21 protein-coding genes, 1 tRNA gene, 1 pseudogene and 1 other annotated feature are annotated in these 23,376 nt (G+C 39.7%); of the genes and pseudogenes, 20 read left to right on the top strand and 3 right to left on the bottom strand.

Annotated elements, in window-relative coordinates; translation table 11 throughout:
- The first annotated feature begins 116 nt into the window (after window positions 1-116).
- The 3 genes from FFM63_RS06765 (at window position 117) to upp (ending at window position 3,134) form a co-directional block, all read left to right on the top strand.
- Entirely contained in the window at window positions 117-1,130 is a 1,014-nt protein-coding gene (locus FFM63_RS06765) for an L-threonylcarbamoyladenylate synthase (protein WP_137609560.1), read from the top strand.
- A gap of 68 nt (window positions 1,131-1,198) precedes the next feature.
- Window positions 1,199-2,440, top strand: coding sequence for a serine hydroxymethyltransferase (gene glyA, locus FFM63_RS06760; RefSeq protein ID WP_137609559.1), 1,242 nt, complete (start codon window positions 1,199-1,201; stop codon window positions 2,438-2,440).
- A gap of 64 nt (window positions 2,441-2,504) precedes the next feature.
- Window positions 2,505-3,134 carry a uracil phosphoribosyltransferase gene (gene upp, locus FFM63_RS06755; RefSeq protein ID WP_137609558.1) on the top strand — a complete coding sequence of 210 codons (630 nt, stop codon included), beginning with the start codon at window positions 2,505-2,507 and terminating at the stop codon, window positions 3,132-3,134.
- 39 nt (window positions 3,135-3,173) lie between these two features.
- On the opposite strand, the gene FFM63_RS06750 is transcribed toward upp, so the two are convergent.
- Window positions 3,174-3,410: a hypothetical protein gene (locus FFM63_RS06750; protein ID WP_137609557.1), complete on the bottom strand. Its 237-nt coding sequence runs from the start codon at window positions 3,408-3,410 to the stop codon at window positions 3,174-3,176.
- Window positions 3,411-3,544: 134 nt separating this feature from the next.
- Here FFM63_RS06750 and FFM63_RS06745 point away from each other — a divergent pair.
- The 13 genes from FFM63_RS06745 (at window position 3,545) to sufB (ending at window position 15,077) form a co-directional block, all read left to right on the top strand.
- A tRNA-Thr gene (locus FFM63_RS06745) sits at window positions 3,545-3,617 on the top strand.
- Between the two features lie 92 nt (window positions 3,618-3,709).
- Window positions 3,710-4,330: a DUF1361 domain-containing protein gene (locus FFM63_RS06740; protein ID WP_137609556.1), complete on the top strand. Its 621-nt coding sequence runs from the start codon at window positions 3,710-3,712 to the stop codon at window positions 4,328-4,330.
- 86 nt (window positions 4,331-4,416) lie between these two features.
- Window positions 4,417-5,613, top strand: coding sequence for an FtsW/RodA/SpoVE family cell cycle protein (locus tag FFM63_RS06735; protein ID WP_171000206.1), 1,197 nt, complete (start codon window positions 4,417-4,419; stop codon window positions 5,611-5,613).
- The gene (locus FFM63_RS06730) at window positions 5,606-5,971 is read left to right on the top strand and encodes an arsenate reductase family protein (protein WP_137609554.1); all 366 of its coding nucleotides are present in this window, start codon (window positions 5,606-5,608) and stop codon (window positions 5,969-5,971) included. Before FFM63_RS06735 ends, FFM63_RS06730 begins: the two co-directional genes overlap by 8 nt.
- Window positions 5,972-6,116: 145 nt before the next feature.
- The gene (locus FFM63_RS06725) at window positions 6,117-6,449 is read left to right on the top strand and encodes a glycine cleavage system H family protein (protein WP_137609553.1); all 333 of its coding nucleotides are present in this window, start codon (window positions 6,117-6,119) and stop codon (window positions 6,447-6,449) included.
- A 60-nt stretch (window positions 6,450-6,509) separates the two neighbouring features.
- Window positions 6,510-6,765: a binding site (T-box leader), on the top strand.
- A 160-nt stretch (window positions 6,766-6,925) separates the two neighbouring features.
- Window positions 6,926-7,960, top strand: coding sequence for a methionine ABC transporter ATP-binding protein (locus FFM63_RS06720; RefSeq protein WP_137609552.1), 1,035 nt, complete (start codon window positions 6,926-6,928; stop codon window positions 7,958-7,960).
- A complete protein-coding gene (locus tag FFM63_RS06715; RefSeq protein ID WP_137609551.1) occupies window positions 7,953-8,639 on the top strand; it encodes a methionine ABC transporter permease in 687 nt (228 codons plus the stop codon). Before FFM63_RS06720 ends, FFM63_RS06715 begins: the two co-directional genes overlap by 8 nt.
- Window positions 8,640-8,686: 47 nt before the next feature.
- Entirely contained in the window at window positions 8,687-9,526 is an 840-nt protein-coding gene (locus tag FFM63_RS06710) for a MetQ/NlpA family ABC transporter substrate-binding protein (protein WP_137609550.1), read from the top strand.
- A gap of 266 nt (window positions 9,527-9,792) precedes the next feature.
- Entirely contained in the window at window positions 9,793-10,563 is a 771-nt protein-coding gene (gene sufC / locus FFM63_RS06705; protein WP_137609549.1) for a Fe-S cluster assembly ATPase SufC, read from the top strand.
- Between the two features lie 13 nt (window positions 10,564-10,576).
- Window positions 10,577-11,854 carry a Fe-S cluster assembly protein SufD gene (gene sufD / locus FFM63_RS06700; RefSeq protein ID WP_137609548.1) on the top strand — a complete coding sequence of 426 codons (1,278 nt, stop codon included), beginning with the start codon at window positions 10,577-10,579 and terminating at the stop codon, window positions 11,852-11,854.
- The gene (locus FFM63_RS06695; RefSeq protein ID WP_137609547.1) at window positions 11,854-13,089 is read left to right on the top strand and encodes a cysteine desulfurase; all 1,236 of its coding nucleotides are present in this window, start codon (window positions 11,854-11,856) and stop codon (window positions 13,087-13,089) included. The genes sufD and FFM63_RS06695 overlap by 1 nt, the downstream gene beginning before the upstream one ends.
- Entirely contained in the window at window positions 13,076-13,549 is a 474-nt protein-coding gene (gene sufU, locus FFM63_RS06690; protein WP_137609546.1) for a Fe-S cluster assembly sulfur transfer protein SufU, read from the top strand. The genes FFM63_RS06695 and sufU overlap by 14 nt, the downstream gene beginning before the upstream one ends.
- Window positions 13,550-13,685: 136 nt before the next feature.
- Window positions 13,686-15,077 (top strand): Fe-S cluster assembly protein SufB, encoded by a 1,392-nt coding sequence (sufB, locus tag FFM63_RS06685; protein ID WP_137609545.1) that lies wholly within the window; start codon window positions 13,686-13,688, stop codon window positions 15,075-15,077.
- An 84-nt stretch (window positions 15,078-15,161) separates the two neighbouring features.
- Here the strand turns inward: sufB and FFM63_RS06680 are convergent.
- Window positions 15,162-15,394, bottom strand: a pseudogene (locus FFM63_RS06680) (tyrosine-type recombinase/integrase); the annotation flags it as partial.
- A gap of 453 nt (window positions 15,395-15,847) precedes the next feature.
- Window positions 15,848-16,789, bottom strand: a complete 942-nt coding sequence (locus FFM63_RS06675; protein WP_137609544.1) for a LysR family transcriptional regulator — start codon at window positions 16,787-16,789, stop codon at window positions 15,848-15,850.
- A 233-nt stretch (window positions 16,790-17,022) separates the two neighbouring features.
- Here FFM63_RS06675 and FFM63_RS06670 point away from each other — a divergent pair, with 233 nt between their 5' ends.
- The 4 genes from FFM63_RS06670 (at window position 17,023) to FFM63_RS06655 (ending at window position 23,307) form a co-directional block, all read left to right on the top strand.
- Window positions 17,023-17,619, top strand: coding sequence for an NADPH-dependent FMN reductase (locus FFM63_RS06670; protein WP_137609543.1), 597 nt, complete (start codon window positions 17,023-17,025; stop codon window positions 17,617-17,619).
- A gap of 15 nt (window positions 17,620-17,634) precedes the next feature.
- Window positions 17,635-20,061 (top strand): flavocytochrome c, encoded by a 2,427-nt coding sequence (locus tag FFM63_RS06665; RefSeq protein WP_137609542.1) that lies wholly within the window; start codon window positions 17,635-17,637, stop codon window positions 20,059-20,061.
- Between the two features lie 145 nt (window positions 20,062-20,206).
- On the top strand, window positions 20,207-21,445 hold the full coding sequence (locus FFM63_RS06660; RefSeq protein WP_137609541.1) for an L-lactate MFS transporter: 1,239 nt from the start codon (window positions 20,207-20,209) through the stop codon (window positions 21,443-21,445).
- Window positions 21,446-22,515: 1,070 nt separating this feature from the next.
- A complete protein-coding gene (locus FFM63_RS06655) occupies window positions 22,516-23,307 on the top strand; it encodes a PRD domain-containing protein (RefSeq protein ID WP_137609540.1) in 792 nt (263 codons plus the stop codon).
- Window positions 23,308-23,376 lie beyond the last annotated feature (69 nt).

Raw genomic sequence — 23,376 nt, 5'->3', positions numbered from 1 at the left:
AAAGTTATCAACATGGTTATACACACTTGACAAGTTGATTATCCACAACACGGGGATAACTCGCTAGCCGATGGTTATAAATTAGGAAGAATAAAAAAAGGAGCTGTGGAGAAACTGTGGAAACGAAAATTTTTAAATCGGATCAAATAAATCAAGCAGCAGTATTATTACGACAAGGAGAACTGATAGCTTTTCCGACTGAGACCGTCTACGGATTAGGAGCTGATGCGCTTTTACCGAAATCAGTCGAGCAAGTTTTTGCAGTCAAAGGACGTCCGAGCGACAATCCTTTGATCGTTCATGTAGTCGACTTTTCGATGACCAAAAAATTTGTGGGAAGCTATCACCCGTTGACTGAAAAAATCGTTAAAAATTTTTGGCCTGGACCGTTAACGTTGATCTTTTCAATCAAACCAGGCAGCTTGAGTCCATTCGTTACCGGTGGTTTATCCACAGCCGCATTTCGAATGCCTGATAATGAAATGACACTGGCTTTAATTGAAAAAACGGGAGCTCCGCTGGTTGGACCAAGCGCGAATACATCGGGAAAACCTAGTCCGACTACAGCGTCGCATGTTTATCATGATCTAAAAGGTAAAATTGCGGGTATCTTAGATGATGGTGCGACCCAAATCGGCGTAGAATCGACCGTCTTAGATTTGAGCGGTGAAGTGCCGACGATTTTGCGGCCAGGTGCGGTCACAAAAGAAAAATTAGAAGAAGTATTAGGAATCGAGATTCCTCTGGATAAACATTTAGTCAAAGAAAGCGAAACACCAAAAGCACCTGGGATGAAATACAAACATTATTCGCCAGACACGCCGGTCTTGATGATTCGGCCAACTGACTGGGATAAAGCATTAGCCTGGGCAAAAAACAACGAGAAAAAAGTTGGTTTATTAGCGACACCAAAAATCGCAGAACAATACGGATCGACGGATCGGTTTGTATTTGATGAGAATACAATCGAAGCGGCAACTCGCGGGTTGTTCAGCGGATTGCGGGCTTTGGATGAAGGTCATAAAGTTGATGTGATCTTTGCAGAAATTTTTCCTGAGGATCACTTAGGGTTAGCATATATGAATCGTTTGAAGAAAGCTGCGGCACAAAACTATTTCGCAGAAAAGTAAACAAAAAATTCGATTATCTGTAAAATCTTTCGTATACTTAAATCACAAAAATGAAAGGTGGCGTTGGGATGGATTATAAAACACTAGATCCCGAACTATGGGGAGCAATTGAAAATGAGGCGGAGCGTCAAGAACAGAATATTGAATTGATCGCTTCAGAAAATATCGTATCAGAAGCTGTACAAATGGCGCAAGGGAGTGTCTTAACAAATAAATATGCGGAAGGATATCCCGGACGTCGTTATTATGGCGGCTGTGAATTCATCGATGTCGTAGAAAATCTAGCAATCGATCGCGCAAAAGAATTATTTGATGCAAAATTTGCAAATGTCCAAGCCCATTCTGGCTCGCAAGCCAACCAAGCGGCTTATTTTTCACTGATCCAACCAGGAGACACAGTTTTAGGAATGGATCTATCAGCCGGCGGTCACTTAACGCATGGATCTCCGGTGAATGTCAGCGGCAAGTTGTACAACTTTGTCAGCTATGGCGTAGATCCACATACCGAAACGATCGACTATGAAGTTGTTCGTATTTTGGCGCGGAAACATCAGCCTAAATTGATCGTAGCAGGTGCGAGTGCGTATAGTCGGACGATTGATTTTGCCCGCTTCCGTGAGATCGCTGATGAAGTTGATGCAAAATTGATGGTAGATATGGCTCATATCGCCGGCTTAGTCGCAACTGGTTTGCATCCTAACCCAGTGCCTTATGCAGATGTTGTTACTTCAACGACACATAAAACATTACGCGGACCTCGCGGTGGTTTGATCTTGACGAATGACGCAGACTTAGCGAAAAAAATCAACAGCGCCGTTTTCCCCGGTTTGCAAGGCGGTCCGTTAGAACACGTGATCGCAGCCAAAGCGGTTGCTTTTAAAGAAGCTTTAGCACCGGAATTTAAAACATACAGTGAACAAGTTTTAGAAAATATCCAAGCAATGGTAAAAGTTTTCAATCAAACACCAGAGACGCGGGTGATTTCTGGCGGCAGCGACAATCATTTGCTCTTGCTTGAAGTAACTGGTTTTGACATCACAGGGCGCGAAGCAGAAGAATTATTAGACAGTGTCCAAATTACTGTCAATAAAAATTCAATTCCTTTTGAATCAAAAAGCTTCAAAGAAACTAGCGGTGTCCGGATCGGTACTGCCGCGATTACCAGTCGCGGATTCAAAGCAGAAGATGCAAAACAAGTAGCTGAATTGATTGTTGAAACCTTGCGTTCAAAAGGTGATGCAGAAAAATTAGCAGAGCTTCGCAAAGCAGTCTTAGGATTAACAAAATCTCATCCAATTCATTCACATTAGACTAGTTTTCTGGCGGCAGTTGTCTTATAATTAGGAGAAATGCAGAATAAAGGAGCAATTTAATATGGGCAAGTTTCAAGTAATCGATCATCCATTGATCCAACATAAATTAACGATTATTCGTGATAAAAACTGCGGAACGAAAGTTTTTCGTGAAGTAGTCAATGAAATCGCAATGTTGATGGCGTACGAAGTTTCTCGTGATATGCCGTTAGAAGAAGTTGAGATCGAAACACCGATCACAGTATCTAAGCAAAAGACATTATCAGGGAAAAAAGTTGCGATCGTACCGATCTTGCGTGCTGGTATCGGCATGGTAGACGGTATTTTAGAATTGATCCCAGCTGCTAAAGTTGGACACATCGGAATGTTCCGTGATGAAGAAACGTTTGAACCGCATGAATATTTCTTCAAAATGCCGGAAGACATCGACAGCCGTCAATTGTTCATCGTTGACCCTATGTTAGCTACTGGCGGTTCCGCAATTATGGCGATCGACTCATTGAAAAAACGCGGAGCATCAAACATGAAATTTGTTTGTTTAGTTGCCGCACCTGAAGGCGTAAAATTGCTGCAAGAAGCACATCCGGATGTAGATATTTACACAGCCGCATTAGATGATAGATTAAATGAACATGGCTACATCGTTCCTGGTTTGGGCGATGCAGGGGACCGTTTATTCGGAACAAAATAAAAAAAGCGAGCCGTTTGAACGGTTCGCCTTTTTTTAAAACTAGATTTTTTTCATTTGTTTATAGTTGATGACGACAACACCATTGGATTGATTGATCAAGTCTCCGTTGTCTTGTTTCTCATCAATTTCAATAACTGCTGCGTTTCTCAATTGTTTAGTAACGAACCCGGTTTGGGACTCGCCCCGAATAGTGAACATAACGTGTGTCTTTACGGGGAATTCTTTCCCAGCTTCGGAAGGATCAACGTGTGCCTCTATTTTGCCAAATGTAGCCATCTATTTCGAACGCCTCCTTTTATCACATGCTTTATTTTAACATATTTTCAATTTTTTTTCATGTAATCGCTTTTTAAGAAGAATCTTACTTTACTTTTTCTAAAAAGTTTTCTATAATTTCTCTTGTACCAATTGCCAGCTTAGCTCAGTTGGTAGAGCAACGCACTCGTAACGCGTAGGTCACAGGTTCAAATCCTGCAGCTGGCACTACGACAAAGCCGTCGAATCAAGGACTATTCTTTGATGATGACGGCTTTTTCTTATATCATCACAAGTATGTGGTTTTTTGAAGGAGAAGAATGAAGAAAGTAGCTGTATTTCATATAAGTGTGCTGATTTATATTTTATTTATGTATTTTACGCAAGAAACGTTTTCTTTTATGGGATTGAATGTCTTTTTGGCATGGCTGCCGCTTATTTTTGGGCGGCTTTTTTTGAGAGTGGAAAACAAATGGCGTTTTTTGTTCATACCATTATGGCTACTATTTTTTCCTAATATTCCTTATTTACTGACCGATTTGTTTCATTTGGCAAGTCTAGGGATCTATCAATCCGGTGGGCACTTTTTGAATGCCACTAGTGATTGGTGGGCATATCTGACGTTAGTACTGCCAATAGTAGTGATGGTTTTTATTGGTATGGCGCAAGTATTCAAATTGTTATCGGCAAGTAAGTTGTCAGTCAGACACAAAATCGCAAGTTTTGTGATCCTTGCGTTTCTAGCCAGTGTTGCAATTTATATCGGACGATTTGAGCGGATCCATTCGATCGAATTGTTGATCCATCCATTGACTGTTTTGAAATTATTGGTGATTGATTGGAACGTAGCTAAAGTTCAATTTGTTTTGCTATTCAGTATTTTACAGCTGGGGATCTGGGGATTGATTTATTTTTTACGGCGAGACAGCCAAGAAGAATAAAGATTTTGCAAAGTCAGCGGCGGTGACTTTTCTTTGGACAAAGAAGCGTCTATAATGATACGAGTATACTGGTGGAAAAGAGATGAATAATGGATAGACTAAAGAATAATAACGATAGCCGGATTGATTACGGCGTTATTTTACCTGTTTTTATATTATGTTTGATCGGGTTGCTTTCCTTATACGTGGCATTGACCCAAGATCCAAGAAATCCCAATGTTTTTCGCGGGCTTGCTATGCAGTCTATTTGGTATGTGGTCGGGGCGTTAGCAGTTGTAATTATCATTCATTTAGATGCGAAGCTCTTATGGCGCTTGACGCCGTTTTTGTATGTGGTCGGTTTAGCGGTCATGTTGGCGCTATTAAAATTTTACGATCCAGCTTTGGCTGCCTCGACAGGTTCAAAAAACTGGTTTAAGTTTGGAACATTGACTTTCCAGCCTTCTGAGTTGATGAAAATCGCCTATATTTTGATGATGGCATTGATCATCACCAAACACAATGTGACGAATAAACTCCACAGTTTGAAAACAGATGCACAGCTGATCGGCAAGATGCTGTTAGTCACGCTGCCGGTTTTAGGTCTAGTATTAGCGCAAAAAGATTTTGGGACGATGTTAGTCTTTCTCGCTATTTTTGCGGGAATGTTTTTGATGTCAGGAATCTCTTGGCTGATCCTAGTTCCTGCGATGGCTCTAGCCGTTGTTTTAGGGGGGACATTGATATTTTTAGTTATGACAGATACGGGTCGGGAATTGCTGACTCATATCGGTTTTAAAAATTATCAATTTGCCCGGATTGATTCATGGTTGGAACCGTTCCACGATCCGCAAGGAAAAAGTTTTCAGCTGGCCCACGCATTGATGGCGATTGGTTCTGGCGGGATGTTCAGGACAGGTTATAACGTCAGCAATGTTTATGTTCCGGTACGAGAGTCTGATATGATCTTTACTGTGATCGGTGAGAACTTTGGTTTTGTTGGCGGAGCATTTGTGATTTTGCTTTATTTCATGTTGATTTATCGAATGATTCGATTATGCTTTGACATGAACAATGAATTTTATGCGTATATTGCTTCGGGGATCGTTATGATGATGCTGTTCCATGTTTTTGAAAATATTGGAGCAAACATTGGCTTGCTGCCATTGACGGGGATTCCATTGCCATTTATCAGTCAAGGGGGCTCATCGATCTTAGGAAATATGATCGGAATCGGTTTGATTTTATCGATGCGTTATCAAAGTGCAAATAAACAGCCTATAAGGAGGACACGCCGTGGTTAAATTTTATTGGTATCCTAAATGTTCTACTTGCCGCAAAGCAAAAGCTTGGTTAGATCAAGCGGGGATCGACTATGAGACAGTTGATTTGATCCAGGCGACACCTTCGGCTGATACATTTGAAAAATGGCTGACAGCTAGCGAGTTGCCGGTGCGAAAATTTTTTAATACGAGCGGGATGAAGTATCGCGAACTAGGTTTAAAAGATAAACTAGCAGACCTATCAGTATGTGAAGCCAGCGAATTGTTAGCCAGCGACGGGATGTTAGTAAAGCGTCCGCTTGTGATCAAAAATGAGCAATTTTTATTAAATGGGTTCAAAGAAGCAGTTTACGAAGAAAATCGTGCAAACTTTGCGTAGCAATAAGAGAAGTTAAAACATATCAACCAAAGTTTTAAAGTTTTATGGAAATAGCAAACACTTTGATTGACAAGGGTTAAAAATAGGAATAGATTTTCCTATGAAAAATGATCTTTTTAGTATGAAAAAAGGAGTGTTTAAACAAATGAGTTACTTGAAAAAAAATGAAGGTCTATGGGTTTTACATAACGATAAAGATTACTGCATGGGGTTGACTTCAGAGCAGGCAGATACACTGGGCGAAGTGACTTTTGCCTCATTACCAAAAATCGGTCAAACAGTGAAAGCTGGCGAACCGTTGTTAGAACTTGAAGCAGAAAAAGCGGTTCAAGAATTTAAAAGTCCATTGACGGGTGTCGTTTCTTCGATCAATGAAAAAGTTTCTGCTGATCCTAAAGCGTTGAATACAAAAGATGAATTAGATGCGTGGATCTTGTCTTTACGTGAAGTTGACGTAAACGAATTTGAAAACTTGTAAAAAATTTCAATTGGTGTTTGACAGGATGAAAACCGCCTGATATAATCCTCTCATATACATGAGAAAGCGATGAAAAGAAAAGTACATCTGATTAAAGTACAAAGAGAGCTCCGGTACGCTGAAAAGGAGTTATGGCAGTTAGATGGAAAATGGTCTTTGAGCAGGATGGATGAGGAAATAATTGCCGAGTCTATCACGGGAGTGCCCGTTACAGCACCTCAGTATGCGGATTTTGCAAGTACTGGAAGAGGTTGTGATCGTAAGGTCAGAACGAATTTTAGGTGGTAACACGGAAGTCATAGCTTTCGTCCTAAGTGTACAGTTGTACATTTTAGGATGAAAGCTTTTTTTATTTTTCCTGCTTCAACAGGTAAAAAAAGATAGACGAAATGACAACAGGATTATTTTTCGTTTTTGAAAATAATTTCTTTACAGCAAGTCAGCTGTAAGTGATTGAGAAAGGGTGTAAGAAAAAGATGGCGTTGATTGAGTTAAATCAAGTGGGAAAAAGTTTCGCCGGTAAAACAGGACCGATCCACGCAGTCGATGGAATCAACCTAGCGATCGAGGAAAAAGATGTCTATGGCATCGTTGGTTATTCAGGAGCGGGTAAGAGTACATTGGTTCGTTTGTTAAACGGATTAGAAACGCCGACAAGCGGACAAGTTTTAGTCAATGGTGAAGATGTTGCTAAGCTGCAAGGTGCGGCGTTAAGAACTTTCCGTAAAAAAGTTGGAATGATCTTTCAACATTTTAATCTATTGTGGTCGCGTACAGTGATCGAAAATATCCAGCTTCCACTAGAATTAGCAGGTGTGGAAAAAGGTCAGCGACAGAAAAAAGCAGAAGAGTTATTGAATTTAGTTGGGCTCCAAGGTCGAGGAGATGCGTATCCTTCTCAATTATCTGGTGGGCAAAAGCAACGGGTCGGGATCGCTCGGGCATTAGCCAACGATCCAGACATTCTGCTTTGCGACGAAGCGACCAGCGCGCTGGACCCGCAGACGACAGAAGAAGTTTTAGAATTATTAGCAGACATTAATCAGAAATTAGGTTTAACGATCGTGCTGATCACGCATGAGATGAATGTGATCCGCAAAATCTGTAATAAGGTCGCTGTGATGGAATTAGGAAAAATCGTCGAAGAAGGTTCTGTCCGCGAAGTCTTCCGCCATCCACAACAGGAAGTGACCAAGATTTTCGTACAGCAAGATCTCGAACCAAAAGCAGATCCTTCAGATTTGTTGGCAGAATTTATCAAAGAGAATCCGACTGGGACTTTAGCGACATTGCACTTTTTAGAAAATAATGCCAATGAGCCGGTCGTCTCGCAAGCGATCCGAAAATTCCCAATCAATATCAGTATCGTTTATGGGAATATCGAACGGGCATCCAGCAGTTCTTTTGGGATACTGACGGTTCAGCTGACCGGAGAGCCGAAAGAAATTGATTTGGCGATTGATTTTATCGAGAGCCAACAAGTCGGAGTGGAGGTGCTGCATCGTGGATAAGAGTTTTACAGAGACGTATTTAAATTTCCAACAAGTTTCTTGGGATACATTAAAAGAAGCGATCAATGATACGTTGTTCATGACGATCATTTCAATGCTGATTGTGTTTATTTTAGGCTTGTTGCTAGGCTTGCTACTGTATTCGTTAGGCCGCAAACACTCTAAGACACGCAGCGTATTATACGGATTGGTTTCGATTTTTAGCAATATTTTCCGTTCGACACCATTTATGATCTTAATGGTCTTGATCATTCCGTTTACTAAAACATTAGTAGGAACGATGTTAGGAGCTAAAGCCGCAATACCCGCCTTAGTTTTATCGGCAGCACCATTTTACGCACGGTTAGTCGAAATCGCTTTTCGGGAAGTCGACTCTGGTGTTTTAGAAGCAGCGGACTCGATGGGTGCCAGCTATTTCCAAACAATCTATAAAGTTTTGATCCCAGAAAGTTTGCCGGCTTTGATCTCTGGGTTGACCGTTACCGCCGTTTCAATGATCGGTTTCACCGCAATGGCTGGTGCAATCGGTGCAGGAGGTCTTGGGGCGTTAGCTTGGCAAGAAGGGTATCAACGAGGCAACTATACCGTTACTTTAGTAGCGACAGTGATCATTTTGATTATCGTCTTCATCGTTCAAGGTATCGGCGATTTCTTGACGAAGAAAACAGATAAACGCTGATAGTTAGAACATTTAAATCTATTAAAATTATTTAGGGGGAATTAGTAATGAAAAAGAAAATTTTGGGATTTGCAGCAGTAGCATTATTAACAGTAGGATTGGCGGCTTGTGGAAACAGCGGATCAGATTCAGCTGACAGCAGCAGTAAAGAAGAAAAAACATTAGTTGTCGGGGCATCACCAACACCTCACGCAGAAATCTTGGAACATGTAAAACCATTGCTTGAAAAAGAAGGCGTGAAGCTGGAAATCAAAAAATTTGATGACTATGTATTACCTAACAAAGCGTTAGCAGATGGAGACATTGACGTCAACTATTTCCAACACAAACCATTCTTCAACAAAGCCGTAAAAGAAAATGACTATAAATTCTCTGATGTTGGCTCTGTTCACATCGAGCCAATGGGTTTTTATTCTAAAAAGATCAGCGACATCAAAGATTTGAAAGATGGCGCAACGATCATTACTTCAAACTCTGAATCTGACTGGGGTCGGATCATCACGATTTTACAAGATGCTGACTTAGTAACAGTCAAAGACGGAGTCGATTTAGAAACAGCAACATTTGATGATATTGCTGAAAATCCAAAAAAATTGAAATTTGAACATTCAATCGATCCTGCATTACTTGCAACAACTTACGAAAATGACGAAGGCGATCTAGTAGCGATCAATGCCAACTTTGCTTATGGAGCTGGTTTAAACCCAGTCAAAGATGCATTATTACTTGAAAAAGACAAATCACCATACGCAAATATCTTAGCAGTTCGGACTGAAGACAAAGATGATGCCAGCGTTAAAAAATTAGTAGAAGTCTTACATGAAAAAGACGTTCAAGACTGGATTTTAGAAAAATGGGACGGTTCTGTAAAACCTGTCACTGAATAAAGTCGACTTAGCGCTGAAAGAGATGACTCTTTCAGCGCTATTTTTTAGTTTACTAACGAACAGCGTCTAAAAATTTAAAAAAAGAGAGGCAATCAGTCTATTTAATCAAAAAATACTGGTTCAGAATAAAATCAAGAAAAGCAATTTTATAATAATTCTAAATAAAAAAACGATTTATTAGAATAAAATGAGTGAATCAGTTTGTATTCCATTCTCATTTAGTCTAAAATATGTGAGAACGAGAAAAAAATTTTGGAGGTACTTTCATGTCAGTTTTAGAAATCAAAGACTTGCACGTTGCCATTGATGATAAAGAAATTTTAAAAGGTGTAAACCTTGTGATGAAAACGGGAGAGATCCACGCCATCATGGGACCAAATGGGACTGGTAAATCCACTTTATCAGCAGCGGTCATGGGCAACCCGAATTATAAAGTCACTAAAGGCGAGATCCTTTTCGATGGCAAAAACATTTTAGACTTGGAAGTCGATGAACGAGCACGTTTAGGTTTATTCCTAGCGATGCAATATCCAAGTGAGATCCCAGGAATCAGCAATGCTGAATTCATGCGGGCAGCGATTAATGCGCGCCGTGGAGAAAATGAAAAAATCTCTGTGATGCAATTCTTGAAAAAATTAGACAAAAAAATGGACTTGTTGAATATGCCGGAAGAAATGGCAGAACGCTATTTAAATGAAGGTTTTTCAGGCGGAGAAAAGAAACGAAATGAAATTTTACAATTATTGATGATCGAACCAACATTTGCGATCTTAGATGAAATCGACTCAGGTTTAGATATCGATGCATTAAAAGTTGTTTCTAAAGGGATCAACGAAATGCGCGGCAAAGAATTTGGTGCGTTGATCATTACCCATTACCAACGATTATTGAACTATATCGTGCCTGATGTGGTGCATATCATGATGGACGGCAAAGTAGTCATGACTGGTGACGCAGAATTAGCGAAACGTTTAGAAGCTGAAGGTTACGCAGGGATCTCTGCTGAATTAGGTATCGATTACAAAGAAGAAGTTTAGGAGGACAAGATAGATGAAAAAATGGACAGAATATCTTGAGGCCGTCAAAGCTTACTCAGCTGAATGGGCCGAACCTCAATGGATGACGGATTTACGGGTCGACGCACTAAATAAAATCGATGAACTGCCACTGCCCGTAATCGAGAAAGTGAAATTTGCGCGTTGGAATCTTTATAACGTAAAACCGGAACACCAACAAGCAGTTGGAACGATTCCAAGCTTTGATGAAATGAAAGACAATCCGCTGATCGTACAAACAGGCGAAACAACTGTTTTTGAACAAATCCCGGCTAAACTTGCAGATCAAGGTGTAATTTTTACAGATTTAGTCACGGCACTGCAAGAACATCCTGAATTGGTCAAAGAATATTACATGCAAAAAGCAGTTCCAGTTGAAGAAAATTCAATGACGGCTTTGCACGCGGCGTTTATGAACAATGGGGTCTTTTTATACGTACCAAAAAACGTCGTGATCGAAGAACCAATCGAAAGTTTATTTTTGCATAACGGAGATGACGAGGCTCATTTCTTCAAACACGTGCTGATCGTAGCCGAAACCAACAGTGAATTTTCTTACTTGGAACGGTTCGAATCACATGGCGATGCGGCGAAGAAATTATCAGGCAATGTCGTGGTCGAAGTGATCGCGAAACCAGGAGCGCATGTGAAATTCTCTGCTGTTGATTCATTAGGCGTAAATATCGCGACATATATGAATCGCCGCGGTTACTTGATGCGCGATTCGATGATTGATTGGGCGATCGGGATTATGAATGATGGCAATGTGATCGCAGACTTTGATTCTGATCTAGTTGGCGAAGGAGCCCATTCAGAAGTGAAAATCGTCGCGATCAGCACCGGCAAACAAATCCAAGGAATCGATACTCGCGTAACGAACAAAGCGCCTCATACGATCGGCCATATTTTACAACATGGGGTCATTTTAGAGAAATCAACGTTGACGTTTAATGGAATCGGTCATATTTTAAAAGGCGCAAAAGGTGCCGACGCACAACAAGAAAGTCGGATATTGATGTTGTCTGAAAAATCTCGCGGAGACGCTAATCCAATTCTTTTGATCGATGAAAACGAAGTGACTGCTGGACATGCGGCTAGTGTTGGTCGAGTGGATCCGGATGAATTATTCTACTTGATGAGTCGCGGCTTGGAAAAATCAGCAGCTGAACGCTTAGTTATTCGCGGATTCTTAGGACCTGTTATTACAGCTATTCCAACTAAAGCTACTCAAGAGCAATTGATCGATACGATTGAAGGGAAGTTGAGTAAATAATGAGGGATTTTTCTACTATTAGAAAAGATTTTCCAATTCTTTTTCAAGAAGTAAATGATGAACCGCTAGTTTACTTAGACAATGCGGCGACTACACAAAAACCGACGCAAGTCTTAGATGTGTTGCGTCATTACTATGAAACAGATAATGCCAATGTTCACCGCGGCGTACATACGCTAGCTGAACGGGCGACCAAAGATTACGAAAACAGCCGCGAAAAAGTTCGCGCTTTTATCAATGCAAAAGAAACTGCTGAAGTTTTGTTCACGCGGGGAACAACTACAGGACTAAACTGGTTAGCACGCAGCTATGGCGATGCGTTTATCAAAGAAGGCGATGAGATCGTCATTTCTTATATGGAACATCATTCCAATATTATTCCATGGCAGCAACTAGCACAACGCAAAGGCGCAACACTGCGTTACTTGCCATTAACGGATGAAGGTTTTATCGATATGACCGCAGCACAAGAAATTATCAACGAAAAAACTGCGATCGTTTCATTAGCTTACGTTTCCAATGTCTTAGGTGTGATTAATCCAATCGAAGAATTAGCAAAACTTGCCCATGCTCAGCAAGCGGTCATGATCGTTGACGGCGCACAAGCGGCACCGCATATGACTGTTGATGTCCAAGCGTTAGATGCCGACTTCTTTGCCTTTAGCGGACATAAGATGTGCGGACCAACCGGGATCGGTGTATTATACGGCAAACGCCAATGGTTAGAACAAATGGAACCTGTGGAATTTGGCGGAGAAATGATCGATTTTGTAAATCTTTACGATAGTACATGGAAAGAATTGCCATGGAAATTTGAAGCCGGCACACCAAACATTGCAGGAGCAATCGCACTAGGTGGAGCGATCGATTACTTGAACGAACTTGGAATGGAAAACATCCATCGCTACGAACAAGAATTAGTGGCTTATGTTTTACCTAAATTACAAGAAATCGAAGGCCTCACTATTTATGGACCGCAAGATCCGGAACATCATACCGGTGTGATCGCCTTTAATTTAGCAGGACTTCATCCCCATGATGTAGCGACTGCTTTGGACATGGAAGGTATTGCGGTACGTGCAGGTCATCATTGTGCACAGCCGTTAATGAACTATTTGAATCTGCCAGCGACAGCGCGGGCCAGCTTCTATTTCTATAATACGAAAGAAGACGCAGACCGTTTGGTTGAAGCAATTCAGGCAACGAAGGAGTTTTTCAAAGATGGCGCTATCTAAATTAGATAATTTGTATCGGCAAGTGATCTTGGATCATTCTGCTCATCCGCATCATCATGGAAAACTAAATGATTCCACACAAACAATCGAGCTGAACAATCCGACATGCGGCGATGTGATCGAACTAGAACTGATCATCAAAGGCGGTGTGATCGAGGACATCGCGTTTTCTGGCAGCGGCTGTTCGATTTCAACAGCGAGTGCATCGATGATGACAGAAGCTGTGATCGGCAAACCAGTCTCGGAAGCAGAACATTTAGCCGTAATCTTTGCACAAATGGTCCAAGGCAACGAGATACCTGAAAAAGATGAAGAAGCCTTAGGAGATGCGGCGATGCTCAGTGGTGTCGCAAAATTCCCAGCACGAATCAAATGCTCAACACTAGCTTGGAAAGCATTAGGTAAAGCCTTGACGGATGAACAAGGCAAAGCCCGTGAAGGACAATACCATAAAGAATAGGGTATCAAATTTGACGCTTGAGATCTTTAAAGAAAAAAATACCGAAGTACAGACCAGGCGTATGACCTGAACATCAAATTTCTATTTTTAAAAAGAAAAATTAAAAAAATCAAGAGAAAAAAAGGAGCGGGAATACATGAGTGTACCTGAAATCGAAGAATATCAATTTGGCTTTCATGATGATGTCGAACCTGTCTTTACGACTGGCGATGGCCTATCGGAAGAAGTCATTCGCGAAATCTCCCGCGCAAAGGAAGAACCAGAATGGATGTTGGATTTCCGTTTGAAATCCTTAGAAACATTCAGAAAATTAGACATGCCCGAATATGGACCGGACTTGTCCGAATTGGATTTTGATAAAATTAATTATTTCATTCGTTCAAGCGACAAACCAGCCCGCGACTGGGAAGATGTACCAGAAGAAATTAAAACAACCTTTGAACGTATCGGGATCCCTGAAGCAGAACGAGCTTATTTAGCTGGTGCTTCCGCTCAGTATGAATCAGAAGTGGTCTATCACAATATGAAAGAAGAATTCACGAAATTAGGAATCGTCTTCACTGATACGGATACAGCGCTGAAAGAATATCCTGAACTATTCAAGGAATACTTTGGGACTTTAGTTCCTCCTTCAGACAATAAATTAGCTGCCTTAAACTCAGCCGCTTGGTCTGGCGGAAGTTTTATCTATGTACCAAAAGGTGTAAAAACGGATATTCCAATCCAATCATATTTCCGAATCAATTCGGCAAACACCGGACAATTTGAACGGACGATGATCATTGTGGACGAAGGAGCAAGTATCAACTACGTAGAAGGTTGTACCGCACCAACTTACTCTTCAAGCAGTCTGCATGCCGCAGTCGTTGAAGTCTTTGTAAAAAAAGACGGCTATTGCCGTTATACGACGATCCAAAACTGGTCTAACAATGTCTATAGTTTAGAAACTAAGCGGGGCCAAGCACAAGAAAATGCGACAATGGAATGGATCGACGGCAACTTAGGATCAAAAGTAACGATGAAATATCCAAGTGTCTATATGGAAGGCAAAGGCGCGCGCGGCACAATGTTATCGATCGCTGTAGCCGGCAAAAATATCGTATTGGACAATGGTGCTCGGATGATCCACAATGCGCCAAATACCTCTAGCACGATCGTTTCAAAATCAATCGCTAAAGACGGCGGTGCAGTTGATTACCGCGGAACCGTTCGCTTTGGTCGCGACAGTGCTGGATCGTTCAGCCACATCGAGTGTGACACGATCATCATGGATGATCGATCTACTTCCGATACGATCCCATACAATGAGATCTTAAACGGCAATGTCTCCTTAGAACATGAAGCCAAAGTTTCAAAAATTTCCGAAGAACAACTCTATTATTTAATGAGTCGCGGTATTTCTGAACAAGAAGCGACCGAAATGATCGTAATGGGCTTTGTAGAACCATTCACCAAAGAACTACCAATGGAATACGCTGTAGAACTAAACCGTCTGATCCAATATGAGATGGAAGGCAGTGTGGGTTAGAAATTTTGTGAGTTCCCGAAACGTTGATAGGATAACGTTTTGGGGCTTTTTGTTTTGTATTCATAGATTAGTGAATGCCATTCGTCAAAAATTAACATATTTTGCAGATCGCTCGCCAGTCTCCTCTTAATCTTTTCAGGAGTAACATGAAGGTAAATATTCATAGTAGTTTTGACATCTTTGTGCCCTAAACGTTCCTGAACCGCTTTTATACTTTCACCGGATTCAAACAACAAACTAGCATGAATATGACGAAAACCATGTAATGTGATCTTCGGCAGTTCATATTTTTCGAGTATGTGATAGAGCCAGCCATTCCTATAAACAAATCAATAAGAGTTTCTGAATATTTTGATATTTCATCAATCAACGATTCGGCTATATCAGTAGTGATCGTTTTTACTACACCGTTAGTGATACGACCTAAAAGTTCTATCATTTTCTCGCTCACACAAACCGCTTATTTTCTGATGTTTTTCCTGCTGAAGAAATCGTGATTAAGTCACTAGACAAGCATCTCCAGATTTATCAGCCACAGTATCAGCTTCTCAATGAGCCAATTCGCCCCTGTCTTCTGCAGTTTTTTGACGATTTTTCCTCTCAAGTCTAAATATATTTTCTTGAAAAGCTTTAACAATAAAGCTTCTTGATATAATCTAGATTCTCACATTCTCTTGTCTAGTTTATTATACTAATTTCAAAATTCTCCACTCCATAAAAGTATAACTTTTTAGGTTCACTTCAACCTTCGTGAGTTTTTTAGTTGGTTGTTATTCATGAAATAAAGTAGAGAAATCTTGTTGTCGAACACCTTTTAAAAAAGCGGTGACAAAATTTTCTTCGGCTTTTGAGAGTGTCTTATCCATTCGATGAGCAATGAAATAGCTTAGAGATAATTCGGTAACCGGAAACAAATTATAATTTCCGGATTTAAGAGAATAAATCACACTTTCCGGAGCAATGGCCAACCCAAGACCGTTTTTAGCAAGTTCCACCACAGTATAGATATTCTCGCTTTCTAGAGAAATTGCGGGTTCGATTTTATATTTTTGAAAGAGCTGATCCATTTGACGACGAATAGCTGATCCACTGGATGTCAGCACAAATTTTTCTTGCAGCAAGTCCTTTATTGCAATCGATTTTAAGTCTAACAATCGAATACCCGGTTGATAAAAACGAGAAGAGTCGGGAAAGACACCATAGTAATTTTCTTTTGAACACTCGTAAACCTTTAGATTTGGGGAAACGGTCTCGGGATTTTGACCGATGTAAAAATCCGTTTCACCGTTGAGCACCTTACTTTCATTGGTTTTGGGTAACTTCTCATCCAACAACAATTTCACTGTTGGATTATTTTGCAGGTATTCCGGTAGAAAAAGCGGTAGGAGAAAAATTCCCAAGCTAGACAAGATGCCCACTCGAATTTTTGTTTGGTCGGGATCTGTGTATAGCTCCAATTTCTTTTGAAGTTGAGAGGCCTCTATTTCGAGGGTTTCTAAATATTGATAGTAAACCTTGCCAGCTTCTGTCAATTGCAGGTGACCGGTATGACGATTAATAATCTCAGCTCCTAATTCTTGTTCTACTTTTTGAATCGCTTGGGTTAAATAAGGCTGCGAAATAAATAAATCTTTGGCTGCTTTGGTGTAATTCCCATGCTTTAGAAGAATATCTAAATAATGCAGCATCGTGGGTGAGTCTTTTAGAGCCATGAGTATCCCTCCAATTTTTTTCAATTATAACAAAATACTTATAGTATGATAATTAAATAAATATTTCACAAATAGTTGCGTAAGGATTAGACTGACCTTATGTAAATGGAAACGATATTTACTACAAAAAAAGGAAGAATAAAAAAGCTATTTACGCATTTTTTGAGTAGCATAAATTTTTTTCTCCAACATTGTTAAATACATCACATTTAATTTTGAAAGGAAGTTTTTAAATGAAACTTATTGGAATCGTTGGAACAAACTCAGATCGTTCCACCAATCGAAAATTATTACAGTTTATCCAAAGTCATTTTTCTGATCAAGCAACCATCGAACTTTGTGAAATCAAAGATATCCCAGCTTTTGATGAACCGGAAGATAAAACACCACCGGTAGCAGTCCAAACACTATCAGATAAGATTACCGAAGCAGATGGTGTGGTTATCAGTACACCAGAATATGATCACACAATTCCTGCTGCTTTGAAAAGTGTTTTGGAATGGCTATCTTATACGACGCAACCATTGATCGATAAACCAGTAATGGTAACAGGGGCTTCATTAGGTTCGTTAGGATCTTCTCGGGCACAGGCACACTTACGCCAAATTTTAGATGCGCCAGAATTAAAAGCCCGTCTTATGCCAAGTGCTGAATTTTTATTAGGCCATTCAGAACAAGCCTTTGATGAAGAAGGAAACCTGAAGGATCAAGAGAAGGTTGCGGAACTGGAAGAAGATTTTGATGAGTTTCTGCATTTTGTGACGTTGACCAATCAATTATTAAAGGATCGCAGCAAAAAACAAACCAAACCATTTTCATGGGAAGTATAGTGAGGAGGAAGAAAAATGAAATATGTAGCACTTATTGGAACGAATGCCAATCATTCGTATAATCGAACACTTGTACAATTCATGAAAAAACATTTCGTAGATTCTGCTGAAATTGAAATTTTAGAAATTAAAGATGTACCAATGTTTAATGAAACAAATGATCAAACAGAAAGCACAGTTATTCAAACCCTCAACCAAAAAATCAGCGAAGCCGATGGGGTCATCATTGCGACACCTGAACACAATCACTCCATCCCGTCTGCATTAAAGAGCGTTTTGGAATGGTTGTCTTTCAATATCCATCCTTTAGATGGCAAACCAGTCATGATTGTTGGAGCTTCTTATGATGTTCAAGGATCATCCCGCGCACAATTGCATTTGCGCCAAATTTTGGACGCACCGGGAGTAAATGCTTCGGTTATGCCAGGAAGTGAATTTTTATTAGGTCGTGCGCAACAAGCCTTTGATGAAGAAGGAAACTTGAAGGATGCTAGAACGATTGAATTTTTAGAAAGCTGTTTCCGGAAATTTGTCCGTTTTACAGAAATTGCCAATTTGTTGAACGTCCCAGAAAACATCACCTTTGAACCAGGAAAATATGAAGTGACTGCGGTGGGACATAACGGAAATCTACCAATGACTGTCACTTTAAGCGATGATCGAATCGAAACAATCGATATTGATACATCAGGTGAATCAGAAGGAATTGCAGATATTGTCTTCACTAGAATTCCCCAAGAAATCATTGATGGGCAAACCTTGAATGTCGATGCTGTTTCTGGGGCTTCAGTTACCAGTCATGGGGTAGTTGATGGAGTGGCAAAGGCAGTACAACTTGCCGGAGCAAATCCTGATGCTTTAAGAAAACGTCCCAAAACTGGCTTCAGCCCTCAAACAAAAGCGGTAGAATACACAACAGATGTTGTCGTTGTCGGCGGTGGTGGCGCAGGTCTAAGTGCTGCAGCCAGTGTTTTGCAGGCCGGGAAAAAAGTGATTCTCGTTGAAAAATTCCCTGCGCTTGGCGGCAATACAGTTCGAGCTGGAGGACCAATGAATGCAGCAGATCCCGCTTGGCAAAATGGCTTCGATGCTTTACCAGGTGAAAGTACAACATTGGAAGAAATGCTACATTTAGATGAAAGTACGATCGATCCAGAATATTTAGCCGATTTTAAAACATTGAAACAACAAATAAGTGCTTATTTGAAAGAAACTACAGACACGAAAGAATATCTTTTTGATTCCTCAATTTGGCATCGAATCCAAACCTATCTTGGTGGGAAACGGACAGACTTAAAAGGAAATGTCATTTATGGCCAATACGATCTTGTAAAAATTTTAACGGATCATGCATTGGAATCAGTTGAATGGTTGGAAGAAGTTGGCGTAGCGTTTGATAAAAATCACGTGGATATGCCAGTTGGTGCAAAATGGCGTCGGGGACACAAACCTCTTAAAAGTGAAGGCTTTGCTTTTATCTCTGCATTAAAGGAATTTGTTGAGAAAAATGATGGTACGATTCTGACTGATACACCAGTCAAAGAATTACTGATTGAAGATGGCAATGTAGTAGGCCTTGTTGGTCGGGGCATTAATAATCAAAAAGTCACAATTCATGCAAAAGCAGTGGTTCTGGCTTCAGGTGGGTTTGGTGCTAACACGAAAATGTTGAAACAATACAATACTTATTGGACACAAATTGATGACGATATTAAAACATCAAATTCACCTGCGATTACCGGCGACGGAATCGAACTAGGTGAGAGCGCGGGAGCAGGTTTAGTAGGTATGGGCTTTTCACAAATGATGCCTGTTTCTGATCCAAACACCGGAGCACTATTCAGTGGGCTACAAGTACCGCCAGCAAACTTTGTTATGGTCAATCAAAAAGGTAAACGGTTCGTTAATGAGTATGAAAGTCGGGATGTTTTGACCCAAGCGGCGATTGATAACGGCAGCCTGTTTTACTTAATTGCCGATGATGAAATCAAAAAAACAGCTTACAATACAAATCAAGAAAAATTAGACAAACAAGTCGCTGCAGGAACCTTATTCCGATCAGAAACGATTGAAGGGTTAGCAGAACAACTTGGAATGGACCCGGCAATTCTAAAAGACACGATTGAAAAATATAATTCTTATGTAGATGCAGGGAATGATCCTGAGTTTGGCAAAGATGTTTTCGATCTAAAAGTTACGAAAGCACCATTCTATGCGACGCCAAGAAAACCAGCCGTTCACCACACTATGGGTGGATTGAAGATTGATACCCAGACACATGTTTTAGACAAAAATGGAAAACAAATTTCTGGATTATACGCTGCTGGGGAAGTTGCCGGTGGAATTCACGCAGGAAATCGTTTAGGAGGAAATTCTTTAACAGATATCTTTACCTTTGGACGGATTGCTGGGAAAACAGCGATTGAAGATTTCTTTGAATAAGTGATTCATTCATAGTACAAGAAAAATTTGCTAAATCAGTGAGTAGGAAAACTGCTCATTGATTTGGTAAATTAATAAATTGTTCATTTGTCGGTTTTAAAAATTCATGTGAATTTTGTAACAATAATAGTAATGGAGGAAGAAAATGGAAAATAAATCATTGAATCGCTGGCCAGTTTTAATTGCTTCAACGGCAGTATTATTGTGTACTGGCGCAGTGTATGCGTTTAGCGTTTTTGCAGGTCCATTAAGTCAATTAAAGGGTTGGAGCATGTCAGAAATTATGTTGGCGTTTACTATTAATGCCGCTGTTGGCCCAATCACTATGATTCTTGGTGGATTTCTAACAGATAGAGGATTAGCCAAATGGACGATTTTCTTTGGTGGGCTTCTTTTCGGCGTAGGATTTTTCTTGACTGGACTAGTAAATTCACCAGGTATGCTTTACCTTACTTATGGTATTTTAGCCGGATTGGGACAAGGATTTGCCTATTCTGCTTGCCTAAGCAATACCTTACGCTTGTTTCCAGACAAACGGGGCTTAGCATCCGGATTGATCACAGCAGGAATGGGTGGGGCTGCGATTATTGCTGCACCAATTGCCAATAGCCTGATCGAATCACAGGATGCGTTATACGCTTTTCGGATGTTAGGAATCGCTTATATACTGGTTGTTGTCGTTGCCAATTTCTTTATTAAAAATGCACCGAATGACTTCAAACCAGCGGGATGGACAGCTCCGATTGTAAAAAGTGGCAATGGTCCAATTAATAAAAATTGGAAAAAAATGTTGCAGACACCAGAATTTTATTTAATTATTTTTATGCTGGGCGTCGGTGCATTCTCTGGATTGATGATTGCATCAAACGCTGCAGTCATTGGACAAGAAATGTTTGGTTTAACTGCAGCAGCTGCTGCGTTTTACGTAAGTCTTTATTCTCTAAGCAATTGCTTAGGTCGGGTTCTTTGGGGAACCGTTTCTGATCGTCTTGGACGGACTAAAACGTTGCTGATTATCTATACCGTGGTGGCTTGTTCATTATTAGTACTAGCTTTGCTTTCAGGAACAGCTGCTTTTGCTATAGGTATTATTGGCTTGGGTCTATGTTTTGGTGGCGTAATGGGTGTTTTTCCATCGATGGTTATGGAAAACTACGGTCCCGTCAATCAAGGTGTCAACTATGGTATCGTTTTTATCGGGTATTCAACAGCAGCATTTTTTGGACCAAAAGTTGCCACTGGTATGGCAGCAAATCATAATGGTGACTTTACCCAAGCTTTCTACACAGCAATTGTACTAGCTGTTGTGGGACTATTGTTGGATCTCGTTTATATCCAACGAAAGAAAAACCAACAAGCAGAACCATTGGTTAAAGGCAGATAAAAAACTACTTAGTCATTTTAGGAGAAACAATTTTTAATTAATGAATTTGATCAGTTTCGTTCGTAAAACATGGATGAAATGGCTTTAATGATAAAAACTCTTTTCGATAGGCTAATTAGTGGACACCAACCGCTCATTGCATCGAAAGGAGTTTTTCTATGTTGAATGATGACAAAAGCTTATCACTATTCACTAACAAGAGCGTTTTGAGATTTGTCACGTTCGTAAAGTTTAACGATTGATTTTTTTAATTCTTCATCAAATTTATGTTTGTCTACCATGAGAACAGTCTTTTCAAAAATTGTTCTAGTTAATTTAGAAGTATAGCAAAAAATATGTTCACTGTATTAGCATACAGGCAGTTCATCACTAAAGCAGATGGAGGAAAAATCATTTTCTTTGAAGATGGCTCGGAAAAAGTAGACGATGATGGAAATGGAAAGGCCACTTATAAGATCAGTGAAGTGGGTGCACAATATCTTGTAACTTACACAAAATATTGTATACCTTTGAAATTTACTTCCAAATAATATTGAACTATCAACTATTCTCAATTAGTGTATAGGAACTTGACTTGGTGTCTGAAGAATATCAATTTGGTTCCTCAAATAACTTCTCTACCTGCTGTTTTTGGGTACGATATTGGCTACGTCTGAGTTAACAGTAACGCCATCACTTATTAATAGTTTTCTAGACAAATACTCCTATAAAGCCTATTCTTTTATCCTGAATTCCAAAAGAGTCATTAGAAGGGTCTGTGGGGTAATACCTATTTTAGAGCTAGAAACCTTGATGCATGAGGTTTCTAGCTTTTTATCTAAAAATAAAAGTAGAACCAATACTAACACTAAAATAGAAGTAGTAACATTTTTAGTAAACGTTGACATTTATATTTTCATGTCTTAGAATGAATCTATAAAATAAATAAGAGAAAAGACCGATTGTGACGTTGGAGTCATAGTTGTGAGTATGTTACTGAAAATAATCAGGCAGAACTCAAGAAAGTATATCAGGGGACCTATGTCTCACTGTATATTTTCTTGGGTTTTTTTTCTGGAAAGGAGGAAAAAATGAAGATCAGCCAAATCTTAAATAATAATGTTGCATTGGTAAAGCGAGGGGGAAACGAGGTCTTTATCGTTTCAAAAGGAATTGGTTTTAAAAAGAAAAAAGGGCAGCAAATTGAGGAAAAGGAAATTGAAAAAATGTACATTCTTGATTCTTTCGATATGCTGGACCATTTTAGCTATCTATTATCTCATTCAGATCCTAACGATATTTTTTTAATTAACAATATTATTTCCTATGGAGAGGAACAGTTAGGTATCAAAGCAAGTGATTATTTAAGTTTGGCTCTTCTTGATCACTTGGAGTTTTTATTGAAACGAGTAGAAAAGCAACAATTTATTAAGAGTCCATTGATCTGGGATACTAAGCGATTTTATCCTGATTATTTCAAAGTAGGACTTAAGGCATTAAAAATGATTGAAGAGCAAAAGGGTCTCCAGCTTCCGGAAGATGAAGCTGTTTCGATATGTTTACATTTTGTCAATATGGAAGAAGGACGCGAGAGCCGTAAAAGTCATATTTTAGAAATGCAAACATTAGCAGATCTAGTATCAATCGTTGAGCGGCATTTTAATATAATTTTAGATGAAGAATCAACGAATTATATGCGTTTTACGACGCATTTACAGTATTTTGTTCAACGAATTATCGATGGTGAAATTTTCAATGATGGATCAGAAACTATAGAGTTATATAAACAAGTTTGTCAGTTGTATCCGGAATCATTTAAAGCTGTGCAGAAAATAAAAATCTATGTACACTCACAATTCAATCTAGAGATTTCAATTGGATAGATGTCAATAAAGTAGACACGAAAAGAGCAGATACTTACAGATGATTAAAGTACTTTTCTTCCATTTCGT

The organism is Enterococcus pingfangensis, from assembly GCF_005405205.1.
Classification (GTDB): Bacteria; Bacillota; Bacilli; order Lactobacillales; family Enterococcaceae; genus Enterococcus_A; species Enterococcus_A pingfangensis.
This window is presented reverse-complemented; position numbering and strand designations above follow the sequence as displayed.